Source organism: Geobacillus sp. BK01, from assembly GCF_052220245.1.
In the GTDB taxonomy this organism is placed as follows: domain Bacteria; phylum Bacillota; class Bacilli; order Bacillales; family Anoxybacillaceae; genus Geobacillus.
This window is the reverse complement of sequence record NZ_JBQPTH010000006.1, coordinates 48317-73190: the sequence shown is the minus strand read 5'-3', so window position 1 is coordinate 73190 and position 24874 is coordinate 48317. Positions and strand designations below refer to the sequence as shown.

Sequence of the window (24874 nt, the reverse complement as noted above, 5' to 3'; positions counted from 1 at the left end):
TGATCGGGGCCGTCTTTTTGATGGCAACATCGGCCATCGGCCCCGGATTTTTGACGCAGACGACGGTGTTTACGGCCCAACTGGCGGCGAGCTTTGGGTTCGTTATTTTGCTTTCCATTTTGCTCGACATCGGCGCTCAGGCGAACATTTGGCGCATTATTGCGGTGTCCGAGCGGAGGGCGCAAGACATTGCCAACGCGCGGCCGCCCGGTGAAGACGTTGATTTTAGCCGGGACGCTCAATGGCCTTGTGCTGCCGCTGTCGCTCGGTGTCATGCTTGTTGCTGCTTACAGGCGGGACATTGTCGGCGACTATCGCCATCCGCTTTGGCTCACCATATTTGGCGCTCTTGTCGTCGTCTTAATGGCGTATATGGGCGTGTATACCGCCATGCAGCAGCTTCCGCAACTGTTCCGCTGACATAAAGCGCCCTAAGCAGCAAAAGCGGTTTAGGGCGCTGTTTTCATTTGAGGCGGTTTGCTGCGTTTCCCGCCACAGTGGACAGCCATTTTCCAAGCGAGCGAACCATCCCCGGCGCTTGCACTCTGAAGCCATTGGGGCGGTTTCCATCATTTGCATTTTTCTCGCCTCGTTTTGTAAGATAAAGAAGGCATAAAACAGGGCGCCGGGCGGTGTGATGTCCGCGCCGACGCGGTGATGGGCAGGAAAGGAGAGCGAACATGAACGGAGCAGACATCAAAGCGATCGTCTTTGATTTAGACGGAACGTTATACGAGGAGACGGGGCATTTTGATTATTACGCCGAGCAGGTGGCCAAACGGCTTAATGAAGCAGACCGGCTGCGATTTTGGGACGATTACCGGGCGGTGCTCGCCGGGCGCCATCCGCTTCGCATCGGCAGCGTGTACGATACAAAGGAAGACTTGATTTTACAGCTTGAAGAAGGAGATGTTCGCGAGGCGCGCCGCTGGAGCGGCGAACCGGTGGCCGCAGCTGATATCGAAAGGATCTATCCGGGGCCGGTGGCGATCGATTTGGATCGCTTTTTCAGCATCGGCGACCTTTGGTGGGTGCCGAGCTCGGTCGGCCGCCATTATGGATTGACGAATGAGGATACATATGCCGCTTTTTTGGAAACGAGAGAGTGGATGATGGGACCAGAGTTTGAGATGCATGGCGCGCCAAGGTTGGCAGAGACGTTGGCAAAGCTCCGCGAAACAACGGCGCTCGTGCTGATGACAAACAGCCCAGAGCCGGACAGCGAAGCGATTTTGCGGAAACTAGGGCTGGACGATTTGTTCCACCATAAAATTTTCCAAGCAGCCAAGCCGATCAAAACGGCTGCCCATTTGGAAGCGATCCGTACCCGCTTTGGCGTCGATTACGGGCAAATGCTTTGCGTCGGCGATAATGTCGGCAATGACATCGCGCCGGCGCGCCAGCTCGGCTGCCGGACGATGTTGATCGATGCATATGGGTTGGCAAAGACAGGAGAGGCCGATGTCATCGTCGCATCGACATCGGCATGTGTGCCGGTGCTGCGCCGCCTGCTGTAGGCGGCGTATACATTTATTTGTCTACACTCTTCTGAATATTGTTGATCTTATCTCAAGAAGTATGTACAATAAAGGTAGTGATTTGCATACTAACCAGTTAGTAAGGAGCATGAATTGAAAGGTTTGGGCATACCGATGAATTGGAACCGCTTTCTTTTGGGAGGCTGTCGATTTGCAAAGCAGACAAAAAGAGGGGGATTGGATGAATAAACGACATTATCCGTACTGGCCAAAGCGGCTCTCGAAAACGCTCGCCGTGCCGGAGACGACGCTCGTCGATCATTTGGAAACGACGGCGAGACGTTATCCGAATAAAACGGCTGTTTATTATTACGGGGCGTCTTATTCATACAAGCAGCTGCTTGATGAAGTGAACGCGCTCGCCGGCTGTCTCCAGCGAAAGCTGTCCGTCCAACCGGGCGACCGCGTGTTGTTGTACATGCAAAACTCTCCGCAGTTCATCATCTCCTACTATGCCATTTTGCGCGCCGAAGCTATCGTCGTGCCGATCAACCCGATGAACACCTCAGATGAGCTTTCTTTTTATGTGAACGATTGCGAGACGAAAGTCGGCCTCGTTGGCCAAGAGCTGCTGGATAAAGTCGTTCCGCTTCTCGGCCGGACCACGCTTAAACATCTCATCGTCGCCGCGTATTCCGATTATGTATCTGACGATTCTCCGGTGCCGCTGCCGGCTGAAGTGGCGGCGCCGCGGCGGACAGTGGGGGGCGAACGCCTTCTTCTATGGGCGGATTGCCTCGCTGCCGGTCTGGCGCCGCTTCCGTACAACGGCCATGTTGATGACATCGCCGTCTTGCCGTATACATCGGGAACGACCGGAGTGCCAAAAGGATGCATCCATCCGCATCGGACGGTCAATGCGAACATTGTCGGCGCTTATTATTGGGGCAACGTAACAAGCGATTCGGTCGCCTTGGCGACATTGCCGTTTTTTCATGTCACTGGGATGGTGCACAGCATGCACACCCCCATCTTCGCCGGTTCAGCGATCGTGCTGATGACGCGCTGGGACCGCGATGCGGCGGCCCGGCTTGTCGAGCGGTACCGTTGCACCCATTGGGTGAACATCAGCACAATGCTGATCGACTTTTTGGCCAACCCGGCGCTCGGTCGATACGATATTTCGTCGCTTGCGAGCATTTCCGGCGGCGGGGCGGCGCTGCCGGAGGCGGTCGGGGAAAAATTGTTCCAGCTCACCGGCGTCCGCTACTTTGAAGGCTACGGGTTGTCCGAGACGATTTCGCAAACGCACTTCAACCCGCCGGACCGGCCGAAGCTGCAATGCCTTGGCGTGCCGGCCTTTGACGTCGACGCCCGCATCATCGACCCGGCGACTGGGCAGGAGCTCGGCCCAGGCGAAGTCGGGGAAATCGTCGTTCATGGCCCGCAAGTGTTCCGCGGCTACTACCGGCGCGAGAAAGAAACGGAAGGAGCGTTCATCGAGCTCGATGGCAAGCGGTTTTTCCGCACCGGCGACATCGGGCGAATGGATGAGGAAGGCTACTTTTTCATTGTCGACCGCGTCAAACGGATGATCAACGCTTCCGGCTATAAAGTGTGGCCGACTGAAGTCGAGTCGCTTCTTTACAAACATCCGGCCGTCAAGCAGGCGTGCGTCGTCGGCGTGCCGGATCCGCGCCGCGGCGAAACGGTGAAAGCGTTTATCGTTCTTCATGACGAGTATGTCGGGGGCGTGACAGAAGAAGAAATCATTGAATGGTCGAAGACGCAAATGGCGGCGTACAAATATCCGCGCCTCGTTGAATTCCGTTCGTCGCTGCCGATGACGTCAAGCGGCAAGCTGCTTTGGCGGAAATTGCAGGAAGAGGAATATGAAAAAGCGGGGAAAGGGGCGAACGCCTGATGACGAAAACAGTCGAAACGGTTTTAGGCCCGGTGCCGGTGGAACAACTTGGCAAAACGCTCATCCACGAACATTTCATCTTCGGCTACCCGGGATTTCAAGGCGATGTGACGCATGGCCCGTTTCGTGAAGACGCGGCGCTTCGCGTTGCCGTGGAGGCGGCGGAAAAGATGAAGCGGCATGGCGTTCAAACGGTCGTCGATCCGACGCCGAACGACTGCGGGCGCAATCCGGCGTTTTTGCGGCGCGTTGCCGAAGAAACGGGGCTGAACATCATTTGTGCGACCGGCTATTATTATGAAGGGGAAGGAGCGCCGCCGTACTTCAAATTCCGCCAGCTGCTCGGGACGGCGGAAGACGATATTTACGACATGTTTATGACCGAGCTGACGGAAGGCATTGCCGATACCGGAATCAAAGCCGGCGTCATCAAGCTCGCCTCAAGCAAAGGCCGCATCACCGAGTACGAGAAGCTGTTTTTCCGCGCCGCCGCCCGTGCGCAAAAAGAGACGGGCGCGGTCATCATCACCCATACGCAGGAAGGGACGATGGGGCCGGAACAAGCCGCCTATTTGCTTGAGCACGGCGCCGACCCGGACAAAATCGTCATCGGCCATATGTGCGGCAACACCGACCCGGACTACCACCGCCGGACGCTCGAGTACGGTGTTTATATCGCCTTTGACCGCTTCGGCATTCAAGGGATGGTCGGCGCTCCAACGGATGAGGAACGGATTCGCACGCTTCTTGCCCTGCTTCGCGACGGATACGCAGACCGGATTATGCTTTCGCATGATACGGTCAACCTTTGGCTCGGCCGCCCGTTTGAACTGCCCGAGCCGTTTGCCGAAATGATGAAAAATTGGCATGTTGAGCATTTGTTTGCCAATGTGATTCCGGCGCTGAGAAATGAAGGGATCGGCGACGAGGTGTTTGCGCAGCTGTTTGTGCGCAATCCAGCCGCCTTATTTTCCGCCTGACAGGGCCGTGAAACGCCGAATTCAAAACCGCTGCCAGCCGGCTTTGCCCGGCCGACAGCGGTTTTTCGTTTGCCGTCCGTTTTTTGCCATCATCATGAATAATTTTCCTCACTTGTTGAACAATAAGGAAAGACATCAGCCGGGCGAAAGGAGGGAGAGAGGCGCTGGTGACAGAAAAACGACTCCTGTTCTTCTCGCTGCTGGCCATCGCCTTATATGTGTCGCCGTACTTTGTGCTCGGTGAAGATGCACATATGCGCGTCCATGACAATTTGGATTCCAACATTGCCTGGTATAAAGTGCTCACCCGAAGCGGCGAACTGTTTGGACCGGTTGACGGCATCATCCCGCAAATCATCAACGGGCTGCCGCGCAACGCGTTCGGCACGGAGTTCAGCGGCATCGTCTGGCTTCACGCCTTGTTTCCATCCATTTACGCCTACGGGCTCAGCCAGGCCATCACCCGCGTGTTCGCGTTTGTCGGCATGTATCTTCTGTTGAAAAAGCATGTACTGCCGGACGGACGCTGGCTATGGATCCGCATCGGCGCTTCTTTAACGTTCGCGCTGACGCCGTTTTGGCCGTCGGGGATGTTGAGCACGCTTGGCATGCCGCTTGCGCTTTGGGCGTTTTTAAACATCCGCAACGGCGAGCGCTCGTGGGTGAATTGGGCGGTGTTGACGCTCTTGCCGCTTTACTCAAGTTTTGTGCTTGGCTTTTTCTTTTTCCTGAGCGCGCTTGGGATTTGGTGGCTGGTCGATGTCATCCGCGGCAAAGGCTGGAATTGGCGGTTTTTCGCTGCCATCGCCTATATGACGGTGCTCTATTTGGCGGTCGATTACCGGCTTGTCCATTCGTTGTTGTTTTCCGATGAGCCGACAAGCCGCGATGAATATTTCCATGCCCGTCTGCCGCTTTGGCGGGTGATCCGTCTGACGTTCAAAAACTATGTGCTCGGCCATACTCATGTGATGACGGTGCATGGGCTCGTCATTTTGCCGGTGACGCTCATCGCCTTGTACTTCGTATGGAAGCGGAAGCGCTGGCGGCAGGAAACGCCGTTTCTTGTGCTGCATGTGCTGAACTTTGCCTTATCAACTTGGTATGCGTTTTGGTTTTACAAAGGATGGCTGCCGCTCACTGAACGGTTTGATTTGCTCGATAAGTTCAATTTTGCCCGCTATCATTTTTTGCGGCCGATGGTTATTTACGTTTTGTTTGCGATGGCGCTGAAAATTGTTTGGCAAGAAGGACGATGGTGGCGGGCGGTCGGCGCGGCGGCGATCGCATTGCAGCTGTTGGTGCTTGTTTCTTACAATGAAGAAATTGTCTACCGAAACAAACCGTCGTTCCGCGAGTTTTACGCTGAGAAGCAATTTGCCGCCATCCGTGAATATATCGGACGCCCTGTGCATACATACCGTGTCGCCAGCATCGGCATCCACCCGGCCATTGCCCAGTACAACGGTTTTTACACACTTGATACGTACAACAATTTCTATCCGCTTGAATACAAACACCGGTTTCGCCGCATCATCGCCAAGGAGCTGGAAAAAAACAAAAAGCTGCGTGAGTATTTTGATGAATGGGGCGGGCGCTGCTATTTGTTTGTCGATGAGCTTGGCAAGCGTTATATGTTTAAGAAAACATCGAAACGGACGATCCGCCATCTTGAATTGAATACAAAAGCATTTTACGACATGGGCGGCCGCTATATTTTCTCGGCGTTGCCGATTGAAAACGCGGCAGAAAATGCCCTTCGCCTTGAACGGGTGTTCCGCTCCGATGAATCGGCATGGACAATTTATTTGTACAAAGTGGTGTGGGAAGGAGGACAATGATATGTCTGAGCCGGTATTGGCCATTGTCGTGCCGTGCTACAATGAGGAGGAAGTGTTGCCTGAGACAATCGGCCGTTTGCGGGCGTTGCGCGAAGAACTGGTCAAAGAGCGGCTTATTTCACCAAAAAGCGCGCTCCTATTTGTCGATGACGGCAGTCGCGATCATACGTGGAAACTCATTTACAAAGCGAGTTTGCGCCATCCGGAAGTGAAAGGGTTGAAACTGGCGCGCAACGCCGGACATCAAAACGCGTTGTTGGCCGGTCTGTTTACGGCGAAAGCCCATGCCGACTGCTTGATTTCGATTGATGCCGATTTGCAAGATGATTTATCGGCCATTCGCGAATTTGTGAAAAAGTTTCGCGAAGGGTATGACATCGTTTACGGCGTGCGCCGGCGGCGCGACACGGACACATGGTTTAAACGGCATACGGCCCAAGGATTTTACCGGTTAATGAAGGTGTTTGGCGTTGATCTCGTATACAACCATGCCGACTACCGTCTGATGAGCCGGCGCGCGGTCGAGACGCTTGAGCAGTTTGGGGAAGTAAATTTGTTTTTGCGCGGCATTGTTCCGCTCCTTGGCTTTCGCTCGACGGCTGTCTATTATGACCGGAAAGAGCGGTTGGCTGGAAAGACGAAATATCCGCTAAAAAAAATGATTGCTTTTGCGCTTGACGGGGTCACATCGTTTAGCGTCACCCCGATTCGCTTTATTTCGTTCATCGGCTTTCTCTCATTTGTCGTCAGTCTCATTTTTGGCGCTTATTTTCTCTTTTTAAAGTGGGCCGGGCACACTGAGACGGGATGGACGTCGCTCATTACCTCGATTTGGCTGCTGGGGGGCTTGCAACTCATCGCCCTTGGGCTGATCGGGGAGTATGTTGGGAAAATTTACAAAGAAACAAAGCGGCGGCCGCGTTATATCGTTGATTTGGATTTATGGAACTGGCCGCTGCCGCAGCGGCTGTCGCCATCAGCTTCATCCGAGGAGGCGGAGGCGGTGGAGCCGATGCGGCCATAGGAAACAAGCCGGCGTGCATGGGCGCGCCGCTTTTCTTTGTCTTGCAATTGAAAAAAAGAAAGAGTAGACTGATGGATGGGAACGATATGGCTGATTGACGGGGGATGGAACGCCAACAGTCAGAGAAGGGGGCTTTTCGCCGGCTGGCAAAGGGTGTTTGTCGAGAAAGGGGAGGTAAGCGATGGCCGATTGGCATGAATGGGCAGATGTGCGTGAGCGGGTGAGAGAGACCAATCCGCTCGTCCATAATATGACAAATGTTGTTGTGACGAATTTTACGGCAAATGGACTGCTGGCGCTTGGCGCTTCGCCGGTGATGGCGTATGCGAAAGAGGAAGTGGGCGAGATGGCGAAGCTTGCCGGCGCGCTCGTATTGAACATCGGGACGCTGAACGCCGAAGAAGTGGAAGCGATGTTGATCGCTGGCCGGGCGGCGAACGAAGCCGGCGTGCCGGTCATTTTCGACCCGGTTGGGGCCGGAGCGACGCGCTACCGGACGGACACAGCGCGCCGCATCGCCGAACAGGTGAAGCTTGCCGCGGTTCGCGGCAATGCGGCGGAAATCGCCAACATGATTGGCGAAACGTGGGCGATTAAAGGCGTCGACGCCGGCGAAGGAGGCGGTGATGTTGCGGCCTTGGCCAAACGGGCGGCGGCTAAGCTCGGCACCGTTGTGATCATCACCGGAAAGGACGATGTCGTCACGGACGGAAACACGACGTATTTGGTTCACAACGGCCATCCGTTGCTGACGAAAGTGACCGGCGCGGGCTGTTTGCTGACGTCGGTGATCGGGGCGTTTACGGCCGTTGAGCCCGACATTGTGAAGGCGGCTGTGGCGGCGCTCGCATATTACGGCGTCGCGGCGGAGCGGGCGGCGGCGGAAGTTGGGGAGCGCGGTCCAGGCCGTTTCCAGGCGGCGTTTTTAGACGCGTTGGCGCATACAAGCGCCGATGACGTGAAGCGCGACGGACGGGTCGAACAACGGTAAAAGGAGAGGGGAACAACATGGTATTCAAAGCGTTGACGATTGCCGGTTCGGACAGCGGCGGCGGCGCCGGCATTCAAGCGGATCTTAAAACGTTTCAAGAGCTCGGTGTGTTTGGCATGTCAGCGATTACAGCGGTGACGGCGCAAAATACGCTCGGCGTGCAAGGCGTCTATCCGCTGTCGGCGGAAGCAGTCGCCGCCCAGATCGAATCGGTGGCCGCCGATTTAGGCGCGGATGCGGTAAAAACCGGCATGCTCTTTAGCGCCGACATCATCCGCACCGTGGCCGGACAAGTGAAAAAACACGGTTGGGAGCGGCTTGTCGTCGATCCGGTAATGATCGCCAAAGGTGGCGCTCCGCTGTTGCAGGAAGAGGCGGTGGCTGCGTTGAAAGAAGAACTGCTGCCGTTGGCGTTTGTCATTACGCCGAACATTCCGGAAGCGGAGGCGTTGACCGGTACGGCCATCCGCACGATGGATGACCGCCGCGAAGCTGCGCGTCGTCTGCACCGGATGGGCGCCCGCTATGTCGTAGTTAAAGGCGGCCATGATGATGATGGTGAGGAAACGGTCGATTTGCTATATAACGGTGACGAATTTTCGTATTTTAAAAGCAAGCGAATCAGCACGCGCCACACGCACGGGACCGGTTGCACGTTCGCGGCGGCGATTGCTGCCGAGCTGGCAAAAGGGCGGCATCCGGTCGATGCCGTGGCGACCGCGAAATCGTTCGTGCAGGCCGCCATTTCCTATCCGCTTGGCATTGGACAAGGCCATGGGCCGACGAACCATTGGGCATACCGGCAATACGGGGAGTGAGACGGGTGGCGCGCATCACAAGCGAAGAAATGAAAGAGCGGTTGGCGGTGTACTTTATTATGGGGAGCCAAAACAGTGAACAGCCGGCGGAGCAGGTGCTCGAGGAAGCGCTTGATGGCGGCGTGACGCTGTTTCAGTTTCGCGAAAAAGGGCCGGGCGCTTTCAAAGGGGAAGACAAAGCGGCGCTCGCCCGGAAGCTGCAGCGTCTTTGCCGCACTTATGGCGTGCCGTTTATCGTCAACGATGACGTCGAGCTGGCCATCGCCATTGATGCCGACGGCGTCCACGTCGGCCAAGATGATGAAGACGCGCGGCGCGTGCGAGAAAAAATTGGCGACAAAATTCTCGGTGTTTCGGCGCATAATGTGAAAGAGGCAAGAGCAGCCATCGAAGCGGGCGCCGATTACATCGGTGTCGGTCCGATTTATCCGACCCGCTCAAAAGACGATGCGAATGAAGCACAAGGGCCCGATATTCTCCGCCGCCTCCGCGAAGCGGGGATTACGATTCCGATTGTCGCCATCGGCGGCATTGCGGTTGACAATGCAAGAGAGGTTATGGAAGCCGGGGCGGATGGCGTGTCGGTCATCAGCGCCATCGCTTCCGCCCCGGTGCCCAAAGCAGCAGCGGCGGCGTTGGCAGCGGCGGTGCGGGCTGCCCGTGTCAGCCGGTGACAATCAAACAGACAAGACAAAAGGGTGTCCTGTTTTGCAGGACACCCTTTTGTCTTAGGACGCTGTCTGCCGCCACCTCGGCCACCGCCATTCGAGCAGCGGCCGCACGAGCCGGACGACCGGCTTGCTTCCGAGGATGAGCATAACGGCGACCGACAGCGCAAGCAGAAGCGGATAGCCATGTACGTCCATAATAAAATCCGGGAACGGTGTTTCGTGCAAATATTTTAAAATAAACCCGTGCAAGATATAGATGTAAAACGTGCGCGCTCCCAGCACGGAAAACGAGAAGCGCCGGCCCGGGATGAACGACAGGAAGCTGAACGTCATCAGCAAGCTGGCCGCGTAAATGGCAAGACGGCCCGCCACGCCGGCCGGCTCTGATACGCCGAGCGTATCGTACGATTTCGAGCCGTACAACCAGTCTTGCGGCAAGTCCGGAAATCCGAAATGAATGAGCACGAACATGCCGGCCAGCACGATCAGCGAGGCGATGCGCACAGATGTAGTAAACAAACGCTCGATCGCCGATTTGTTCGTGAAAAACCCGAGCAAAAAGAACGGGAAAAACGTGAGTGTTCTTGACAAGCTCAGCCATTTTTCCGCTTCCATCATCCCGCCGGCCAAACCGAGAAGAAGCGCAAGCGGCAGCGCGATCTGCTTCGGCAGCCGGCCGAACCATAGCAGCAACACGTTCCAGCTGAACAGGCTAAGCAAAAACCATAGGCTCCAATGCGGAGTCAATAAATCGAGTTCGAGCGACCGTTTGTCATACAAAAAGAAATAATAGACGGAATACAGAAGCTGGAACAAGATATACGGAAACAGCAATTTTTTTGTGATTTTTTGCAAGTAGCCGTTCTCATGGAATTTCTTAGAAAAATAACCGGAAATGAAAATGAACGCCGGCATATGGAAAAAGAAAATCCACGTATACAAGCTGTGCACCCATAAGACGCTGTCAATATACGGGCGCAGAAAGTGGCCAAACACGACAAGGAGCATTAACGCACACTTCGCGTTGTCAAAATAGTAGTCCCGCTCCTTCACAGTGTTTCCTCCTCTCTATACACACCAATTCGAATCATACTCCTTCTTTTTGAGGGAGTCAACCGTTGAAACATGGAAGCCGTAGGGGGAGGGCCGGCTTGCCCGTGCTAATAGTTTGCCAAAGAAAGGAGATGATTTGGTGAAAAACGATCGCCGCGAAACGGACGATATGACGCAGTTATTGCAAATCATCAACGCCAAAGGAGATGAAGGTGAACTGCAGGAGATCGTCTGCAGTGATGAGTTGTTTTGGAAAAGTTTGCGGGCGCAGGCGGAAGACAGTGCAAAAGGAGGCGAATAAGGATGGAACTATTGCGGGCGAAACGAATTGCCGAGGCCGGAGAAATTGTCCCGGTGACGTATGAAGGAAAACGGGTGATCATTCAACACGTCGATGAAGGGCGGGAAGTAGCGCGCATTTATTTTGCCAATGAGCCGGAACGCGAGCAAGATGTACCGGTGCGCCTGCTTGAAGAGCAGTAGGCGTCGGGCAAGTTGTCGCTGTTTTGTCAAGGGAAAGCCGATGACACTCTGTGTTCGAATATGATATAATAACGAAAGAAATGACGCTTGGACATTGGAGTGACCAATATGAACATCGGGTTTGGGGAAATTGCGCTCATCGTCTTTTTCGCGTTGCTCATTTTCGGGCCGAAAAAGCTGCCGGAATTAGGACAGGCGGCCGGGAAAACATTGCGTGAATTTAAAAACGCAACAAAAGGCATTATTGACGACGACGAGGCGACAAAAGCGCAAAAATAAGGGGCTAGGCATAAAGGTCTAGCCTCTTATTTTTTTGTTTTCCGTCCGTGGGCCGCCGGGCGATCTGTCGGTCTCCTTTGCCAACGCAGCAAAAAAACAGACAAGCTTGACCGGCGAAGGCCATATACATACATATGGAAACGTGTTGTTCGTTTTTGGTTGGCGAAATGGCCGACGGGGCGGAGGGATCAACCATGGTGATAAAAAAAATGGTGGCAATCGTCGAGGGAAGCTTGCTGCTCGGCATCGGCATCAACGTGTTTTTAGTCCCTCACCATTTGCTTGACGGGGGAATGATCGGCCTTGGGCTGATCGCCAAATACGTCTGGCACGTGCAAGCCGGTCTGACGATGATCATCTTAAGCGTTCCCCTTTACGTGGCGGCTTGGTTTTACTATCGCCCATTTTTTTACAACAGCTTGCACGGTCTTTTATTTTCCTCATGGATGATTGACGTATTATCGGTTTTGCGCGGCATTGTTACGTTGGATCCGCTCTTGAGCGCCATCATCGGGGGAATGCTTGTCGGTGCGGGCATCGGCCTCATGTTGCGCGAGGAGACAAGCACGGGCGGAACGGATTTGCTGGCTCAGTTTATCGCCAAACTGACAGATTGGAACGTCGGTGTCATTATATTCGTCATTGACGCCTGTATCATTTCGATCGGAAGCCTCATGATTGACTCGGTGCCATTTATTTATTCGTTTGTTGTCGTCGCAGTCGTCGGAGCGGTGACGACAATGCTAACGAGCGAAAAAACGATGGGGGTGTAATCCGGATCCCCACCGTTTTTTCATGGTCATCCCCCACATGCCCGCCCGTTAGGAGTCGGATATGTTTCCGTTGGGCATGCGATCAAGGCGGAAAATGCAGATGTTGTTGAACGTGAGTGATTTCCTGCTTTAACGCTTCAGTGGGATATAGGTGCTCTGTTGCCACTGGCATATGCAAGCCATTTTAGATGGAAGGCGGGCGTCTGTTCACGGTTTTGCCAGCTCGAGCGCGCGATAGACGTTGATGAGTCCGGAGCCATAGTACGGATCTTTTCCTCTCTCGCCTAAATCATCAGCGCTTCGTAGAATGATATCGCGCACCTCATCATTCGAAAGCCGCGGATTGACGGAACGGATCAAAGCAGCGAGCGCCGTAACATGGGGTGCTGCCATGGACGTGCCGGAAAGAGCGGCGTATTGATGGCCGGCAAACGTGCTGGCAATGTTCGTCCCGGGCGCCACGACGTCGACATAATCGCCATAATTGGAGTACAAGGCGTAGGAAAGGTCCGGGTCAACCGCTCCGACGCTGATCACCTCCGGATACGCGGCCGGGAAGCTCGGCTGGGACGTGCTGTCATTGCCGGAAGCGGCGACGAGCACGACATCATGGGCATCGGCATAGCGGATCGCTTCCTCGAGAACCGAAGATGGCTGGTAGTTGCCAAGGCTTAAATTAATCACTTTCGCCCCGCGGTCGACCGCCCAGCGGATGCCTTTGGCTACGTCAATACTCGTTCCATAGCCGTCGGCGTTTAACACTTTGACCGCCATGATCGGATTGAACCATGTGATGCCGGCAACCCCTTCGCCATTATTTGGCTGTGAGGCGACAATGCCGGCAACATGGGTGCCATGACCGTTTTCATCATCGGGAGGGCGGTCGTCGGCCAACACGTTGTATCCGGGGCCAAGGCGGCGTACTAAATCGGGATGAGTCAAGTCGACCCCGCTGTCGATGATGGCGACGGGCACGGTTTGCTTGCCGCGCGACAGCGTCCAGCCGGCTTCCGTATAAATGGCCGGTAAATTCCACTGATAGCGGGCGTAAAACGAATCATTCGGCTCTTCCGCTGGCCACGGGAAGCCGTTTTGCATGTAAATGTAGTTCGGCTCACAATACTCGACTGATGGAAGCGGGCGGAAATAGCGGCGCATTTCCTCGTACGTCTGCTCGCGCGAACGGAAAACAAACACATGATCAAGCCGCTTGACAAGCCGGCCGCGGATGGCTGTTTCCATCTGTTTGAGACGGCGGCTGTCCGGCGGCGTCCGAAAGCGGACAGCAATTTCATTGGTAAAATAGTGGCTTTGGTCGCCGCGGTGGTTATGACGAATTTCCCGAATGCCCGGGTGCGCGTTCAGCTGTTGTTTCAGCCGCTCTCCTGCACTGAGGCTGTCTAAGGTGACAACCGTCGGATGAGTGCGTGCGTCTTTTGTGTCAAACGGCTCAAGCCGCGGCGGGGCAGGGGCGCGCTCTTGCGGTGCCGGCCGGGTGGAGCCGATGGCGGCGGCAACGACGAGGACGACGGCGGCGCCGAGGGCAGCCCATATCGTGTATCGGCGATTCATGTGGTTCACCTCCTCTGTTGTTAGGATGGGCGAATGGCGGGCAAATCATGAAAAAGGGGATTCTTCCCGCAGCGGGTGAATCCCCTTTTGTGGTATTCAGCGTCCAGCCGACTGCAGCACTTGCTGTGCCGCTTGCATATCGATGCGCAGCTGCTCTTGGACGTTGGTCGGATGGTAATACCCTTTGTTGACCATATATTGGCTGATTTGCTCATGGAACGCGATCGCATCGTTTAACTGTTGTTTCAAAGTATTGCGCACTTCCGGAGTCGCCGCTTCGGCGATGGCCATCGCGCATCCTTTAATGGCGTTTTTGGCGCTAATAAGGCAATCAGCAGCGATCATTTGATCGTTTAATACGCCGGTTGGCGTCATGGTTGTTTGCATCGTTGTCCCTCCTTTGCCCGTTACGATAATAAGTTTTGCAAGTCGCGGATGTGCTGCGTAGTTTTTTGCATGTCTTGCTGAATGAGCGATTTCAGTTGTGGATCGCTTGCCATTTGCTGCATGGCTGTGCTTTTGGCGAGGCACGTGTTTTTAAACATCAGCAGTTCGTGCAGCTCAAGCGTTTCATGTGTTCCTGTCGCTTTCATCTTTTTCACCACCTTCCGTGACATAGTATATACCCCGCCGTTATGTGTATATATGGATAATGATGGAAAAACAGTCGATGGTGTTTTTGGCAGCCGGACAGCCCGACAAGAGGCGCTGCTTGCATGCTCAAGTTTTGCCTAGAGCGGGGCATACTATGTCCGCAATCCATTTTCATGCAGGGGGTGAAGGAACGGATGAAAAAGGCAGCCATTGTGCTAGGTGTTGCTGTGCTTCTTCTTTTCGCCGTCGGGGCCGCTCTTCTTTTGCGCCGGGGAGAGTACGCGCTTGTGCCGGACGGGGAGACGATCAAGCCGTATCAGGCGAGCGAGCGAACCGGCATTGATTGGTGGGGGAGGTGGATCGATGCAGATGGCGGCCGCTTCCAAACGCTATCGGCAGAAAACGGACACCCGCCAGAAAAGGACGGGGCGGTCGTTGTCGATGACCGGCTGCTCCTCCTTGGCAAAGAGGTGTTTTATAAGGAAACGTTCGGCAATGAAGTGTTTTTGACTGACATTATGGGCATTGTCGACGGGCCGCTGACGCTGGCCAATATGGCGCAAGCGATCGCCGCATTAAAAGGAGAAGGGACGACAAATTTGCGTGTGCCGCTCGCCGAGGATGTGACGATCGGCGGACGGACGTATAAAAAAGGGGAGCTGATCGACACCGGCATTGATGTGCCGAAAGGGGCATATTTGCCGCTTGGGATGCCGATTGTCACCGGCGGCGGCCGCGTGCGCGTCGGCATTAGCTGTGCGGCTTGTCACGCAACTGTCGATCCGGAGACGAAACGAGTCGTCGAAGGAGCGCCAAACAATGATTTGAACGCTGGACTGTTAATGGCGTTGGCGACAAATTCGACCGCTTATTTTACTCATGCCGAAATCAAATCGCTTGCCGACTACATTCGTTCGACCGACCGCGCCATCGTTGATTCGCGCGGGCGAAAAGCTGTGCTGCCGGATCCGGAGCGACTTGAGCGGGAAGTCGACCGCATTTTTGCCAGCTGGCCGCGCGGCAATTTCGACTCGACGATTGATCTGAAAGCGAACCCGGCGCAAATTCCCGATTCGTTCACGCGCGGCGACCATCCGTACGGGTGGAGCGGCTTTGCTGCTGCCGGCTCGTTTCACGGTTTGGCCGCCTTCAGCAACAACGTGCACGCCCAAAACGCCGATTCGCTGGCACAGGTAGAAGTTAGTGATGAGTTGTTTGGCATTGACAAGGAAGTGTATCTTGGCACGATTTTGCAAAACGCAGCCAACCCGCGCTTTCGCTATCGGCCGACGATGAAGGAAAAGCCGTCTGTCTTTTTCGCTAAAGCCGATCCGACGCCGAAAGCGGTTGGCGTCAATCAGCTCGTTGCCCCGCCGCAGTTTCCGAACGTATCGCTTGTCGCTCCGGACGGGCTGATCGCCAGCGAGCCCGGGTATCGGTTTAACGAACAAAACAATGCTGTCGCCGCTTGGCAAAATACGCTCAATCCTCCACCGCCGAACAAACGGGTGGACAAAGAGCGGGCGGCGAAAGGGCGGGATGTGTTCGTTCGCGCCGGCTGCATCCGTTGCCATGCGGGGGCGTATTTGACGAATAACCGCGTCATAGCTGCCAATGTGGTTGGCACCGAGCCGTCGCGGGCAAAAGCATTAAAAAAAACTGAAAACATATTTGGGGAGGCGGTGTTGTATGCCCCGGATACGCCAGTGCCGATCCCGAAAGGGGCAAAAGTGGTAAACGTACCGACCGATCATCTTGACCCGGAACAAATTCGCCTGTCGTTCGCCCACGGCAATTCGCCGGGCGGGTATAAGGTGCCGAGCCTGATTGGGCTTGCTTGGAGCGCCCCGTATTTGCATGATGGCGGCGTGGCGGTTGGGCCAAACGGGGAACCCGGACTTTCAAGCACCGTTCAAAAAGGCATCGCCCCTGATGCGCGCAACAGCTTGCGGGCGCTGATTGACCGGACGTGGCGCGAGCGCGTCATCGCCGCGAATGCTGCCGATCCGGCTTTAAAGGCGGTGCATGTGACAGGAGAGGGGCATCGGTATTGGATTGACCGCCAAGCCGGGTTTACGAAGGAAGAGCAAGAGGCTGTGTTGGACTATTTATTATCGCTTACATCGCGCTGATCGCGTCTGGGGATGTTTTCCTTGCAATGACGTTCCTCTGCTTGTCCACACTAACGGACAAGGAGGGACAATCGATGAACGAAACGTGCTTCTACTGTCAATGTGACTGTGACGACAAAGTGCATTACGTCTCGTTCCACACGAACGGCGAGGAACGCGAGGAAGCGCTTTGTCCGGAATGCTACGAAGAATGGTTGCAAGGCATGAAAGGGTAATGTCTTTCCCCGCTTTCGCTTTGCTTGAAAGCGAGGCTCTTTTCGGTGAAGATGCCAAACAAAACCGCACCATGATCAAATCGGTGCGGTTTTTTCCGAGAGTGACGGAGTGACGACGGTGTCCTCTAGGCTGCATGTTTCGTCGTAAGAACGGTATATGGCTGCTTCTGACCGGGGAGTGTGGAGCGACAACAATAAAATGTGCTCGCTTCCGGTGCGGCTGACCTTTGTTTCCATTTTGAGTGCCACATCATCGAGCGTCAACGAGTAAAACCGGTACGTCAAGCCGAGCCATGTACGTTCAGACCGGACGGTATCCGGATGATGGCGGATGAATTCGGACAGCTCGGCGAACGAATGTTTTTCCCGCTGCATCCATTCACGAATGGCGGTGGTTGTTTGTTTCAACCAATTTTTCCAAGATGGCTTCATCATCATCACCTTTTTTCATCCAATATGCCCATTTCCGCCATTCGCTATACAGGAAGCCGGATCGAGAAGGTCGTCATGTTGACGTCGGACGAACAGCTGATTTCCCCGCCATGGTCTTCAATCACTTTTTTGCAAATGTAAAGGCCGATGCCCGTTCCTAATTTTTTTGTCGTAAAAAACGGCTCAAAAATGGTCTCGACGATATCGGCGGGAATGGCCGGGCCGTTGTTGGTGATTTCAATGATGACCGTTCCGTCTTGGGAGCGGGCAGTGATCTTGATGCGGCGCGGCTTTTCCTTTTCTTTCACCGCTTCGATCGAATTGAGTAAAATGTTGACCAATACTTGGCGCAACTGGTCTTTATAGGCAAAAATATGTATTGTTTCATCGACCACCAACGAAATGTCGACATCGCTGTCGACGATCGTCGCGTATAAAAAATCCATTATTTCCTCTAACAGTTGATGCAGCGAAAAAGTTTCCTTTTCGCTCTCGACAATTTCTTTGCGTGAGGCATGCAAAAATTGCGAAATGCGAAATTTCAGCTGCTGCAACTCGTGATCGATAATATCCAAATATGGCAAATGCGGATGTTCAAACTTTAATAATTGAATAAACCCAATAATGGCCGTAAGCGGGTTGCGGAATTCGTGCACAAAACTGGATGACATTTGCCCGAGCAAGCTCAGCCGATCTTGATGTGACCTGGCGATCAACATGTTTTTCTCGCGCAACTCCGCTTCCTTTAGCCCGTTATATTCGGTGATGGCATGGAACAAAAACTGGTCAAATAACTCGTTGATATGGTCGATTAACGGAGCCAGCTCGACGGTCGGCAATGGCGCGGTCAACGCGTGCTTAATAATAAGCCGCCGGCCGAGGCTGACATTATAGACGAGGGCGCCGATGCCGGCATTCATTTCCGCCCGTTCTTTGGCGATTTTGTTGGCCAGCTGTTCGACTGTCTCGCCGGACAGCGACCGCAACAGCGCCTCTTTGACTAACGCAAACATCGCCAAGGCATTTTGTTCAACGCGGTCAAGATATTTATCATCGTCGGCAATTTTCATATGTCGCCGCCAATAGGCAAGGAAGCTAGGCAGATGGGTTTCCAAATGGGTGACAAGCTGCTGTGCGGCAGATGCCAAAAAAGCCACCTCGCTTTCCGTCGTTTATTATCATTATAAGGGGGAATATCGAGCTAGAACAGAGGGAAAATCACGATATGTCCGATAAAACTAGTTTTCTTTCGCCAAAAAGGCTAAGGAATGCCGGCTCATGGCAGGTGGAGGCGCACTGTTTGAACAAAAAAAGAAAAATCATGTATAATGAAGCAGACAACACACTTTTTCAAAAGGTTGGGGAACGCCGTGAAATTGTATGACTCCATTTTAGACTTAATTGGCGGCACGCCGATCGTAAAGTTGCGGCGCCTTCCGGATCCGGACGGGGCGGATGTATATATGAAGCTCGAATCGTTTAATCCGGGCGGCAGCGTCAAAGACCGGCCGGCTTGGGAAATGATTCGCCGGGCAGAGGCGGAAGGAAAAATTACGCCGGGAACAAGCACGATCATCGAACCAACGTCCGGCAACACCGGCATCGGGTTGGCGATGGTGTGCGCCGCCAGAGGGTATCGGTGTATCATTACGATGCCGGATAACGCAACGATTGAGCGGGTGAAGATTTTAAAAGCGTACGGGGCGGAAGTGCATTTGACGCCGGCCGAGAAGCGGATGCAGGGGGCGATTGACGAAGCGAACCGGCTTGCTAGTGAGATTCCTGACAGCTTTATTCCGATGCAGTTTGAAAATCCAGCCAACCCGGACGCGCACCGGCATACGACGGCAGCCGAAATTTATGAAGCGTTTGACGGACGGCTGGATGCGTTCGTGCTCACCGCCGGCACCGGAGGGACGGTGACCGGGACAGGAGAAGAGCTGAAAAAGCGCATGCCGAATTTGCGCATTTACGTCGTTGAACCATACGGCTCACCTGTGCTGTCGGGCGGGAAGCCGGGACCGCATAAAATTCCCGGCACCGGTCCAGGGTTTATCCCGAACATTTTAAACCGCTCGATTTATGATGACATTTTTTTGATTAAAGATGAAGACGCCCAGCAGATGGCACGCGAACTGGCGGCAAAGGAAGGCATTTTGGTCGGCGCCTCGGCCGCGGCGAGCGCCTATTACGCCATCAAAGTAGCCAAGCAGCTGCCAAAAGGGGCGCGCGTCCTTTGCATGGCGCCGGATTCCGGGGAGCGGTATTTGTCATCAGATTTATTTGCTGATTAACGGAGGACGGATAAATAAGCCCCGGCTTCAACGGTACACGGAACAGGGAGAGGAAGTGTTTCTGTTTGCATGAGGAACGGGCATGGAAGAAAACCATCCGTCTCATATTGACGTTTATCATCGGTGCATTGGGCGGCATTGCATTCTCCCTTTTGCACATTCCGCTCCATTGGGTGCTTGGCCCGGCGGCCGCTTTGTTGGCCGCCTCTCATCTTTTCAAAGAAAAGCTGTATTGGCCGACCGCTATCCGCAATGTCGGGCTCATTCCAATCGGCTACACGCTCGGTGCGCCGGTGACGGCGGCGACGCTCGCAGAAATGGCGCGGCAACTGCCGACGATGATGTTGACGACGGTTTTGATGTTGCTGTTTAGCTTTGTCGTTTCCTCCCTTGTAGCGAAATGGACTCATCTTTCGCTCCGTTCAGTCGTCACCGGCTGCATTCCCGGCGGACTGTCACAAATGCTCGTTCTCGGCGAGGAGCTGAAAGGCGTCGATCCGACCGTCGTCACATTGTTTCAAGTGATGCGGCTGATGGGTGTCGTGTTTCTCGTTCCGCTTATCGCCTTAAGCCCGCTTTTGTCCGAAGGCGCCGCGGGAGCGACCGACGCCGGAATGGCCGGCGGGCCGGATTGGACTGTCGGCCTCGCTTTGCTTTATGCGGCTGTCACTGTGGCCGGTGCGCTAGTAGGGAAGCGCCTCCGATTGCCGACGGCCTATTTGCTCGGTCCGATCATCGGCACGGCAGCGCTCGTGCTTGTTGGAACGCCGGCCCCGCATTTGCCGGCTCCGCTGCTAGACGTCGCGCAAATTACGATGGGAACGTATCTCGGCCTGATGCTGAAGCCGACGGCGATCGAAGGGAAAGGGAAGGTGATGGCGGCGTCGGTTTTAGCCGGCTGCGCGCTTATTTTGTTTTCCATGCTATCAGCGTTCGTGTTAATGAGCTGGCACCGTATACCGTATTTGACGGCCTTTATCGCCTTAGCGCCGGGCGGCATGGATCAAATGGGCATTTTGGCGCAAGAAGCGCATGCGAGCCTAGCCATTGTCACCGGCTATCAAATGTTCCGCATTTTTTTCATTCTTTTTGTCGTTCCGCCAGCGTTGAAAACATTGTTTTCCACCCGTTGGTTTCGTCGGCTTGAGCAGTGGCAAACGCAGCAGCATGGCTGACAAATAAGGCTATGATCGATGGTGAAACTATGGTAAACTGAAAAAAGGAGGGGATCGCGATGAATCACTCGACCGTTTACCGCCCGCACAGCCCAGTCGCCAAGTTGGCCGCTTCGTTTCTCGCGGCGCTCGCTGTCGCGACGGCAGGATTGTACGCCGGACAATGGGTGCCGGCCGGCCTGTATTTGCCGCTTTATGCGTTAGAACTCATTTTGCTTTTGGTAATGATCTTCGCCCGCCGCAAACAGGCGGTCGGCTATCCGCTTATGTTTGCCTTTATGCTCGTCTCAGGCGCAACTCTTTATCCGCTCATCGGCTATTACATTTCCGTCATCGGTGCGGCGGCGGTGTTCAAGGCGTTTGCGCTGGCTGTCGTCTCGTTTTCCGGCGTGGCTATTTATGCAGCCAAAACGAAAGAAGATTTTTCGTTTCTCGGCGGGTTTTTAATGCTCGGCGCGTTTGCGCTCCTTGGATTGTTGATCATCCAATGGTTTATCCCGTTCTCCAGCGTCGGACAAATGGGTATCGCGGCTTTGGGGATTTTGATTTTCCTCGGTTTTACGATTTACGATATCAATCGTTTGGCCCGCTACGGCTTCACGGAAGCAGATATTCCGATGATCGTTGTCAACATTTATCTTGATTTTATCAACTTGTTCGTTTACATTTTGCGTTTTTTCGCCAGCGATGAAGAGTAAAAAGAGGAAAGGGCTGTTTCCCAGCGATGGAAACGGCTCTTTTTTCGTCATGACGCCGTTCAAAGGGGGACGTCGCGCTTGGCGCAAACAACTATGACAAAGTCCCGGCTTCGTTGTACAGCAAGCGGTCGATTGATGAGTGATTGCGCCTGTGTTTTATAGGGCGAGAGAAGAAGGGGGCGATGAAAGCAGGAATCGGCAACGGGTGGAGCGAATAAGGGAAAGAAATGGAGAAGAAAGGGGCCTCATGATGAAGTTTGCCGTCAATGTATCGACGATTTTCACGGAAGCGCCGTTTCTCGCCCGGTTTGCCAAGGTGAAGCAGCACGGGTTTTCGCTCGTCGAGTGTCAGTTTCCGTATGTGGCGGTGCCTGAGGCGATCGCCGATAAGCTTGAAGAATACGAGTTGTCGCTTGTTTTAATCAACTTACCGGCCGGCGATTGGGAAAGCGGGGAGCGCGGGCTGGCGATTCTTCCTGACCGGCATGACGATTTTCGCCGTGCGCTTGAGAAAGGGATGCGCTATGCGCTTGCGCTTGACGTGCCGCGCCTTCATTGCATGGCTGGGGTGATGCCGGCCGGTTTGCCGCGGGAACGGGCGAAAGAAATATACATGCGCCGCTTGGATGAGGCGGCCGCCGCGCTCGGCGTCCACGGTTTGACGCTGACGATCGAACCGATCAACCCGCTCGATATGCCGGGCTATTTTTTAACGGATATTAGTGAAGCGGCAGCGGTTATCCGTGATCTTGGCCGGCCGAACGTGAAGATGCAATATGATATGTACCATATGGCGCGCCTCGGTCTCGAGGTGACCGCGACGTTTCTCGCTTATGAACCACTGATTGACCATGTGCAATTCGCCGATGCCCCCGGGCGGCATGAACCGGGGACGGGAGCGCTTCCATATCATGAGATTTTCTCATTTTTGCAAGAGCGCGGCTACGGCGGCGCTATAGGATTGGAGTACATTCCGTCGGGAGAAAGCGGCGAAAGCTTTGCTTGGTATGATGAATATCGCACGATGAAAGGAGGAAGGGGTCGATGACCCACGTTGGCTTTATCGGCTTGGGCGTGATGGGTTCGCGCATGGCCGGCCGGCTGCTTGAAGCGGGCTTCGCCGTCACAGTGTACAACCGCACGCCGGAAAAAGCGGTTCCACTTGTCAATCGTGGCGCCCGACAGGCAGCAACAGTGACAGAGCTGGCCGGCGAGGCGGACGTCGTTTGCACGTGTTTATCGATGCCGGACGATGTCATTGAGGTGTATACGGGGGAAGGCGGCGTCCTTAGCGCAGCCCGACCGGGGACCGTTTGTCTTGATTTTACAACCGTCGGCCCGAACACGAGCCGGAAGGTGGCCGAGCAGGCTGATAAGCGCGGGATTGCTTACTTGGATGCGCCTGTCAGCGGTGGGCCGGAAGGAGCGGAACAAGGGACGTTGACCATTATGGTTGGCGGTGCGAAAGACGTGTGGGAGCGGGTGCGCCCGTTGCTTGGCGTGTTAGGAAAAACGGTGGAATATTTAGGGGAAAGCGGCGCCGGCAGTGCAGCCAAAGTGCTCAACCAATACTTGGTCGCCGTCCATACGGTCGCCGCGGCGGAAGCGATGGTCGCCGGCGTTGCTTACGGGCTTGATGCCGGGAAGCTGTATCGATTGTTAAAGGAAAGCTACGGAGACAGCCGGATGCTGCGCCGCCATATGGAGCAGTTTGTGCTGCCGCGCCAGTTTGCGCCCGGCGGGGCGGTGAAGTATGTACATAAAGATGTACGTCTGGCCAACGAATTGATGAACGAAACAGGAATTGGACGCTGCCTTGGCGGACAGACGGAAGCGGTGTTTGCCGAAGCGATTACCGATGGACTGGCCGATTTGGATATGTCAGCGGTCATCCAGTTGTTTGAGCAGCGGGTTGGGGTGGTCGTAAAAGAGACAGAATGAACAAAATGGTTCGTGAATTCAAAAAATTCATTGAAAAAGTGGGCGATCAATGATTTAATATAAAGTAGCAGCGCCTCTGCCACGTGCGGGGCGCCGCCTCACTGAAACGCCTGAAGCGTTTCGCTTTTTTTAAAACGATAAAAAGAAACATTGTTTCTTATTGCGAAACAAAGGAGGGGCGACAATGCTCTCGTTGACATGGCTGGATGAGTTAAGCACGCTTTTGCGCCCGGGACAAATCAAAGTGAACGAATCCCCACACCCGCTCGGCAACAGCGGCGCGGTGACCGTTTATCCACAAACAGAAGAAGAGATCGCCGCTTTGCTCCGCTACGCGAATGACAGCCGCAAAAAAGTCGTCGTCGCCGGCCGCGGTACGAAACGGGGGTTCGGCGGGCAGCGGGAACAGGCGGACATCTTGTTGTCGTTGGAACACTACGCCGGCATCGTCGAGCATGCGGCTGCTGATATGACGGTCACCGTCAAGGCTGGAACGAAGTTTGGCGACTTGCAGCGTGCATTGGCCCCATATCGGCAAAAGGTCGCCTTAGACCCGTTTTGGCCGGAGGAAGCGACGGTCGGTGGGGTGATCGCGGCAAATGACAGCGGGCCGAAGCGGCTTGGCTACGGCTCAGCGCGCGATTCGGTCATCGGGATGCGCATCGTGTACCCAGATGGGACGATTATTCGTTCAGGCGGTAAAGTCGTGAAAAACGTTGCCGGTTACGACATGAACAAACTGTTTATTGGAGCGATGGGGACGCTCGGTGTGTTAAGCGAAATGACGCTCAAGCTCCGGCCGCTGCCGAAATATGAAAGCGTTGTTTTGCTGTCGTTCCCAACCGGCGATGTTCATGATATCCGCTCATTTGCGGTTTCCTTCCTTGATACGATGATGGAGCCGGTTTGTTTCGAACTGCTTAACCCGGCGCTGGCCGAGCGGTTAACGGGTGAAGCGGCGTATATGCTTGCGATCGGATTTGAAGATGTTGAAAATGCTGTCCATTACCAAGAGCAGGCAGTCGAGCGGCTGTGTCCGCGTGGAGCGAAGCTGTCAATCGTTGCCCAAGAAGAAGCCGCTGCGTTTTGGCGCACATTTTATACGGCGCCGCCAAACGGACGGCAGCCGGCGGCAGACGGTGTCGCGGCCGCGGTGAAAATCGGCGTTGTCAACTTAGACGTAGTCTCGATTTTGCGGGAAAGTATCCTTATCGCTGACCGTTGCCATGTCCGGGTCGAAGCGCACGGCGGCGTGGGTCACGGGCTTTGCCAGGCGTACGTGCACGGGAGCGAAGAGGGGGTTTTAGCGGCGATTCGGGAGTTGCGCCAGACGGCTGTCCGTCTTGGCGGCTATGCGGTCGTGAAGCATTTGCCGTTTTCGCTGCGCCAGCGCGTTGACGTCTGGGGCGGGAAGCCGCCGTACTTTTTCTTGCTTGAAGACATTAAGCGGAAAATTGATCCGCACAAAACATTAAACGATCAGCGCTTTATTGGGGGGATTTAACG

The 24874-nt window shown here is 54.7% G+C and carries 27 protein-coding genes and 1 pseudogene; 22 read left to right on the top strand and 6 right to left on the bottom strand.

Annotation, left to right across the window (positions count from 1 at the left end; all coding sequences use genetic code 11):
• Positions 1 to 20: 20 nt before the first annotated feature.
• From ACTVDO_RS08580 to thiE, 10 genes and pseudogenes are all read left to right on the top strand, one after another.
• Positions 21 to 212, top strand: a pseudogene (locus ACTVDO_RS08580) (hypothetical protein); the annotation flags it as partial.
• Entirely contained in the window at positions 190 to 420 is a 231-nt protein-coding gene (locus ACTVDO_RS08575; RefSeq protein WP_442901389.1) for a hypothetical protein, read from the top strand. The pseudogene ACTVDO_RS08580 and the gene ACTVDO_RS08575, both read left to right, overlap by 23 nt.
• A 260-nt stretch (positions 421 to 680) precedes the next feature.
• Positions 681 to 1517, top strand: coding sequence for an HAD family hydrolase (locus ACTVDO_RS08570; RefSeq protein WP_020959650.1), 837 nt, complete (start codon positions 681 to 683; stop codon positions 1515 to 1517).
• A 202-nt stretch (positions 1518 to 1719) separates the two neighbouring features.
• Complete coding sequence (locus ACTVDO_RS08565; RefSeq protein WP_442901335.1) at positions 1720 to 3402, top strand: long-chain fatty acid--CoA ligase; 1683 nt, start codon at positions 1720 to 1722, stop codon at positions 3400 to 3402.
• Entirely contained in the window at positions 3402 to 4382 is a 981-nt protein-coding gene (locus ACTVDO_RS08560) for a phosphotriesterase family protein (RefSeq protein ID WP_020959652.1), read from the top strand. The genes ACTVDO_RS08565 and ACTVDO_RS08560 overlap by 1 nt, the downstream gene beginning before the upstream one ends.
• A gap of 167 nt (positions 4383 to 4549) precedes the next feature.
• Entirely contained in the window at positions 4550 to 6223 is a 1674-nt protein-coding gene (locus tag ACTVDO_RS08555; protein WP_020959653.1) for a DUF6044 family protein, read from the top strand.
• Between the two features lies 1 nt (position 6224).
• Complete coding sequence (locus tag ACTVDO_RS08550; protein ID WP_020959654.1) at positions 6225 to 7247, top strand: glycosyltransferase family 2 protein; 1023 nt, start codon at positions 6225 to 6227, stop codon at positions 7245 to 7247.
• 181 nt (positions 7248 to 7428) lie between these two features.
• Positions 7429 to 8238, top strand: coding sequence for a hydroxyethylthiazole kinase (gene thiM / locus ACTVDO_RS08545; protein WP_020959655.1), 810 nt, complete (start codon positions 7429 to 7431; stop codon positions 8236 to 8238).
• Positions 8239 to 8255: 17 nt separating this feature from the next.
• Entirely contained in the window at positions 8256 to 9056 is an 801-nt protein-coding gene (thiD, locus tag ACTVDO_RS08540) for a bifunctional hydroxymethylpyrimidine kinase/phosphomethylpyrimidine kinase (RefSeq protein WP_020959656.1), read from the top strand.
• Between the two features lie 5 nt (positions 9057 to 9061).
• A complete protein-coding gene (gene thiE / locus ACTVDO_RS08535) occupies positions 9062 to 9730 on the top strand; it encodes a thiamine phosphate synthase (RefSeq protein ID WP_020959657.1) in 669 nt (222 codons plus the stop codon).
• Between the two features lie 54 nt (positions 9731 to 9784).
• Here thiE and ACTVDO_RS08530 read toward each other — a convergent pair whose 3' ends face one another.
• Positions 9785 to 10780: an acyltransferase family protein gene (locus ACTVDO_RS08530; RefSeq protein ID WP_020959658.1), complete on the bottom strand. Its 996-nt coding sequence runs from the start codon at positions 10778 to 10780 to the stop codon at positions 9785 to 9787.
• A gap of 139 nt (positions 10781 to 10919) precedes the next feature.
• On the opposite strand from ACTVDO_RS08530, the gene ACTVDO_RS08525 reads away from it, so the two are divergent.
• The 4 genes from ACTVDO_RS08525 to ACTVDO_RS08510 all read left to right on the top strand — a co-directional run bounded on the left by ACTVDO_RS08525 (position 10920) and on the right by ACTVDO_RS08510 (position 12315).
• Positions 10920 to 11081 carry a hypothetical protein gene (locus tag ACTVDO_RS08525; protein WP_442901334.1) on the top strand — a complete coding sequence of 54 codons (162 nt, stop codon included), beginning with the start codon at positions 10920 to 10922 and terminating at the stop codon, positions 11079 to 11081.
• A gap of 2 nt (positions 11082 to 11083) precedes the next feature.
• Positions 11084 to 11263: an H-type small acid-soluble spore protein gene (locus tag ACTVDO_RS08520; protein WP_020959660.1), complete on the top strand. Its 180-nt coding sequence runs from the start codon at positions 11084 to 11086 to the stop codon at positions 11261 to 11263.
• A 108-nt stretch (positions 11264 to 11371) separates the two neighbouring features.
• Positions 11372 to 11542 carry a twin-arginine translocase TatA/TatE family subunit gene (locus ACTVDO_RS08515; protein ID WP_020959661.1) on the top strand — a complete coding sequence of 57 codons (171 nt, stop codon included), beginning with the start codon at positions 11372 to 11374 and terminating at the stop codon, positions 11540 to 11542.
• A 197-nt stretch (positions 11543 to 11739) separates the two neighbouring features.
• Positions 11740 to 12315, top strand: a complete 576-nt coding sequence (locus tag ACTVDO_RS08510; RefSeq protein WP_041267895.1) for a YitT family protein — start codon at positions 11740 to 11742, stop codon at positions 12313 to 12315.
• Positions 12316 to 12522: 207 nt separating this feature from the next.
• On the opposite strand, the gene ACTVDO_RS08505 is transcribed toward ACTVDO_RS08510, so the two are convergent.
• The 3 genes from ACTVDO_RS08505 to ACTVDO_RS08495 all read right to left on the bottom strand — a co-directional run bounded on the left by ACTVDO_RS08505 (position 12523) and on the right by ACTVDO_RS08495 (position 14480).
• Positions 12523 to 13887, bottom strand: a complete 1365-nt coding sequence (locus ACTVDO_RS08505; RefSeq protein WP_020959663.1) for a S8 family peptidase — start codon at positions 13885 to 13887, stop codon at positions 12523 to 12525.
• Between the two features lie 96 nt (positions 13888 to 13983).
• Complete coding sequence (locus ACTVDO_RS08500) at positions 13984 to 14274, bottom strand: spore coat protein (protein ID WP_020959664.1); 291 nt, start codon at positions 14272 to 14274, stop codon at positions 13984 to 13986.
• A gap of 20 nt (positions 14275 to 14294) precedes the next feature.
• The gene (locus ACTVDO_RS08495; protein WP_020959665.1) at positions 14295 to 14480 is read right to left on the bottom strand and encodes a hypothetical protein; all 186 of its coding nucleotides are present in this window, start codon (positions 14478 to 14480) and stop codon (positions 14295 to 14297) included.
• Between the two features lie 195 nt (positions 14481 to 14675).
• On the opposite strand from ACTVDO_RS08495, the gene ACTVDO_RS08490 reads away from it, so the two are divergent.
• Together ACTVDO_RS08490 and ACTVDO_RS08485 are read left to right on the top strand one after the other, a co-directional pair.
• Positions 14676 to 16613, top strand: coding sequence for a hypothetical protein (locus ACTVDO_RS08490; protein ID WP_020959666.1), 1938 nt, complete (start codon positions 14676 to 14678; stop codon positions 16611 to 16613).
• A 74-nt stretch (positions 16614 to 16687) separates the two neighbouring features.
• Positions 16688 to 16828, top strand: coding sequence for a hypothetical protein (locus ACTVDO_RS08485; RefSeq protein ID WP_020959667.1), 141 nt, complete (start codon positions 16688 to 16690; stop codon positions 16826 to 16828).
• A 75-nt stretch (positions 16829 to 16903) separates the two neighbouring features.
• Here the strand turns inward: ACTVDO_RS08485 and ACTVDO_RS08480 are convergent, their stop codons facing one another.
• Entirely contained in the window at positions 16904 to 17260 is a 357-nt protein-coding gene (locus ACTVDO_RS08480) for a hypothetical protein (RefSeq protein ID WP_020959668.1), read from the bottom strand.
• A 44-nt stretch (positions 17261 to 17304) separates the two neighbouring features.
• The gene (locus ACTVDO_RS08475; protein ID WP_020959669.1) at positions 17305 to 18408 is read right to left on the bottom strand and encodes a histidine kinase N-terminal domain-containing protein; all 1104 of its coding nucleotides are present in this window, start codon (positions 18406 to 18408) and stop codon (positions 17305 to 17307) included.
• Between the two features lie 222 nt (positions 18409 to 18630).
• Here ACTVDO_RS08475 and cysK point away from each other — a divergent pair, with 222 nt between their 5' ends.
• The 6 genes from cysK (at position 18631) to ACTVDO_RS08445 (ending at position 24872) form a co-directional block, all read left to right on the top strand.
• Complete coding sequence (gene cysK / locus ACTVDO_RS08470; protein WP_023817594.1) at positions 18631 to 19554, top strand: cysteine synthase A; 924 nt, start codon at positions 18631 to 18633, stop codon at positions 19552 to 19554.
• A 65-nt stretch (positions 19555 to 19619) separates the two neighbouring features.
• A complete protein-coding gene (locus ACTVDO_RS08465; RefSeq protein WP_442901333.1) occupies positions 19620 to 20729 on the top strand; it encodes an AbrB family transcriptional regulator in 1110 nt (369 codons plus the stop codon).
• 59 nt (positions 20730 to 20788) lie between these two features.
• Positions 20789 to 21427 (top strand): Bax inhibitor-1/YccA family protein, encoded by a 639-nt coding sequence (locus ACTVDO_RS08460; RefSeq protein ID WP_020959672.1) that lies wholly within the window; start codon positions 20789 to 20791, stop codon positions 21425 to 21427.
• A 250-nt stretch (positions 21428 to 21677) separates the two neighbouring features.
• Positions 21678 to 22475, top strand: a complete 798-nt coding sequence (locus ACTVDO_RS08455) for a hydroxypyruvate isomerase family protein (protein WP_020959673.1) — start codon at positions 21678 to 21680, stop codon at positions 22473 to 22475.
• Entirely contained in the window at positions 22472 to 23368 is an 897-nt protein-coding gene (locus ACTVDO_RS08450; RefSeq protein ID WP_020959674.1) for an NAD(P)-dependent oxidoreductase, read from the top strand. Before ACTVDO_RS08455 ends, ACTVDO_RS08450 begins: the two co-directional genes overlap by 4 nt.
• A 184-nt stretch (positions 23369 to 23552) precedes the next feature.
• Complete coding sequence (locus ACTVDO_RS08445; protein WP_020959675.1) at positions 23553 to 24872, top strand: FAD-binding oxidoreductase; 1320 nt, start codon at positions 23553 to 23555, stop codon at positions 24870 to 24872.
• The last annotated feature ends 2 nt before the right edge of the window (positions 24873 to 24874 follow it).

Excerpts from the sequence above, each read along its gene's own strand:
- ACTVDO_RS08570 (WP_020959650.1), top strand. The coding sequence starts at position 681 with ATGAACGGAGCAGACATCAAAGCGATCGTCTTTGATTTAGACGGAACG.
- ACTVDO_RS08565 (WP_442901335.1), top strand. The coding sequence starts at position 1,720 with ATGAATAAACGACATTATCCGTACTGGCCAAAGCGGCTCTCGAAAACG.
- ACTVDO_RS08560 (WP_020959652.1), top strand. The coding sequence starts at position 3,402 with ATGACGAAAACAGTCGAAACGGTTTTAGGCCCGGTGCCGGTGGAACAA.
- ACTVDO_RS08550 (WP_020959654.1), top strand. The coding sequence starts at position 6,225 with ATGTCTGAGCCGGTATTGGCCATTGTCGTGCCGTGCTACAATGAGGAG.
- thiM (WP_020959655.1), top strand. The coding sequence starts at position 7,429 with ATGGCCGATTGGCATGAATGGGCAGATGTGCGTGAGCGGGTGAGAGAG.
- thiD (WP_020959656.1), top strand. The coding sequence starts at position 8,256 with ATGGTATTCAAAGCGTTGACGATTGCCGGTTCGGACAGCGGCGGCGGC.
- ACTVDO_RS08520 (WP_020959660.1), top strand. The coding sequence starts at position 11,084 with ATGGAACTATTGCGGGCGAAACGAATTGCCGAGGCCGGAGAAATTGTC.
- ACTVDO_RS08515 (WP_020959661.1), top strand. The coding sequence starts at position 11,372 with ATGAACATCGGGTTTGGGGAAATTGCGCTCATCGTCTTTTTCGCGTTG.
- ACTVDO_RS08505 (WP_020959663.1), bottom strand. The coding sequence starts at position 13,887 with ATGAATCGCCGATACACGATATGGGCTGCCCTCGGCGCCGCCGTCGTC.
- ACTVDO_RS08500 (WP_020959664.1), bottom strand. The coding sequence starts at position 14,274 with ATGCAAACAACCATGACGCCAACCGGCGTATTAAACGATCAAATGATC.
- ACTVDO_RS08495 (WP_020959665.1), bottom strand. The coding sequence starts at position 14,480 with ATGAAAGCGACAGGAACACATGAAACGCTTGAGCTGCACGAACTGCTG.
- ACTVDO_RS08490 (WP_020959666.1), top strand. The coding sequence starts at position 14,676 with ATGAAAAAGGCAGCCATTGTGCTAGGTGTTGCTGTGCTTCTTCTTTTC.
- ACTVDO_RS08485 (WP_020959667.1), top strand. The coding sequence starts at position 16,688 with ATGAACGAAACGTGCTTCTACTGTCAATGTGACTGTGACGACAAAGTG.
- ACTVDO_RS08480 (WP_020959668.1), bottom strand. The coding sequence starts at position 17,260 with ATGAAGCCATCTTGGAAAAATTGGTTGAAACAAACAACCACCGCCATT.
- ACTVDO_RS08460 (WP_020959672.1), top strand. The coding sequence starts at position 20,789 with ATGAATCACTCGACCGTTTACCGCCCGCACAGCCCAGTCGCCAAGTTG.
- ACTVDO_RS08455 (WP_020959673.1), top strand. The coding sequence starts at position 21,678 with ATGAAGTTTGCCGTCAATGTATCGACGATTTTCACGGAAGCGCCGTTT.
- ACTVDO_RS08450 (WP_020959674.1), top strand. The coding sequence starts at position 22,472 with ATGACCCACGTTGGCTTTATCGGCTTGGGCGTGATGGGTTCGCGCATG.
- ACTVDO_RS08445 (WP_020959675.1), top strand. The coding sequence starts at position 23,553 with ATGCTCTCGTTGACATGGCTGGATGAGTTAAGCACGCTTTTGCGCCCG.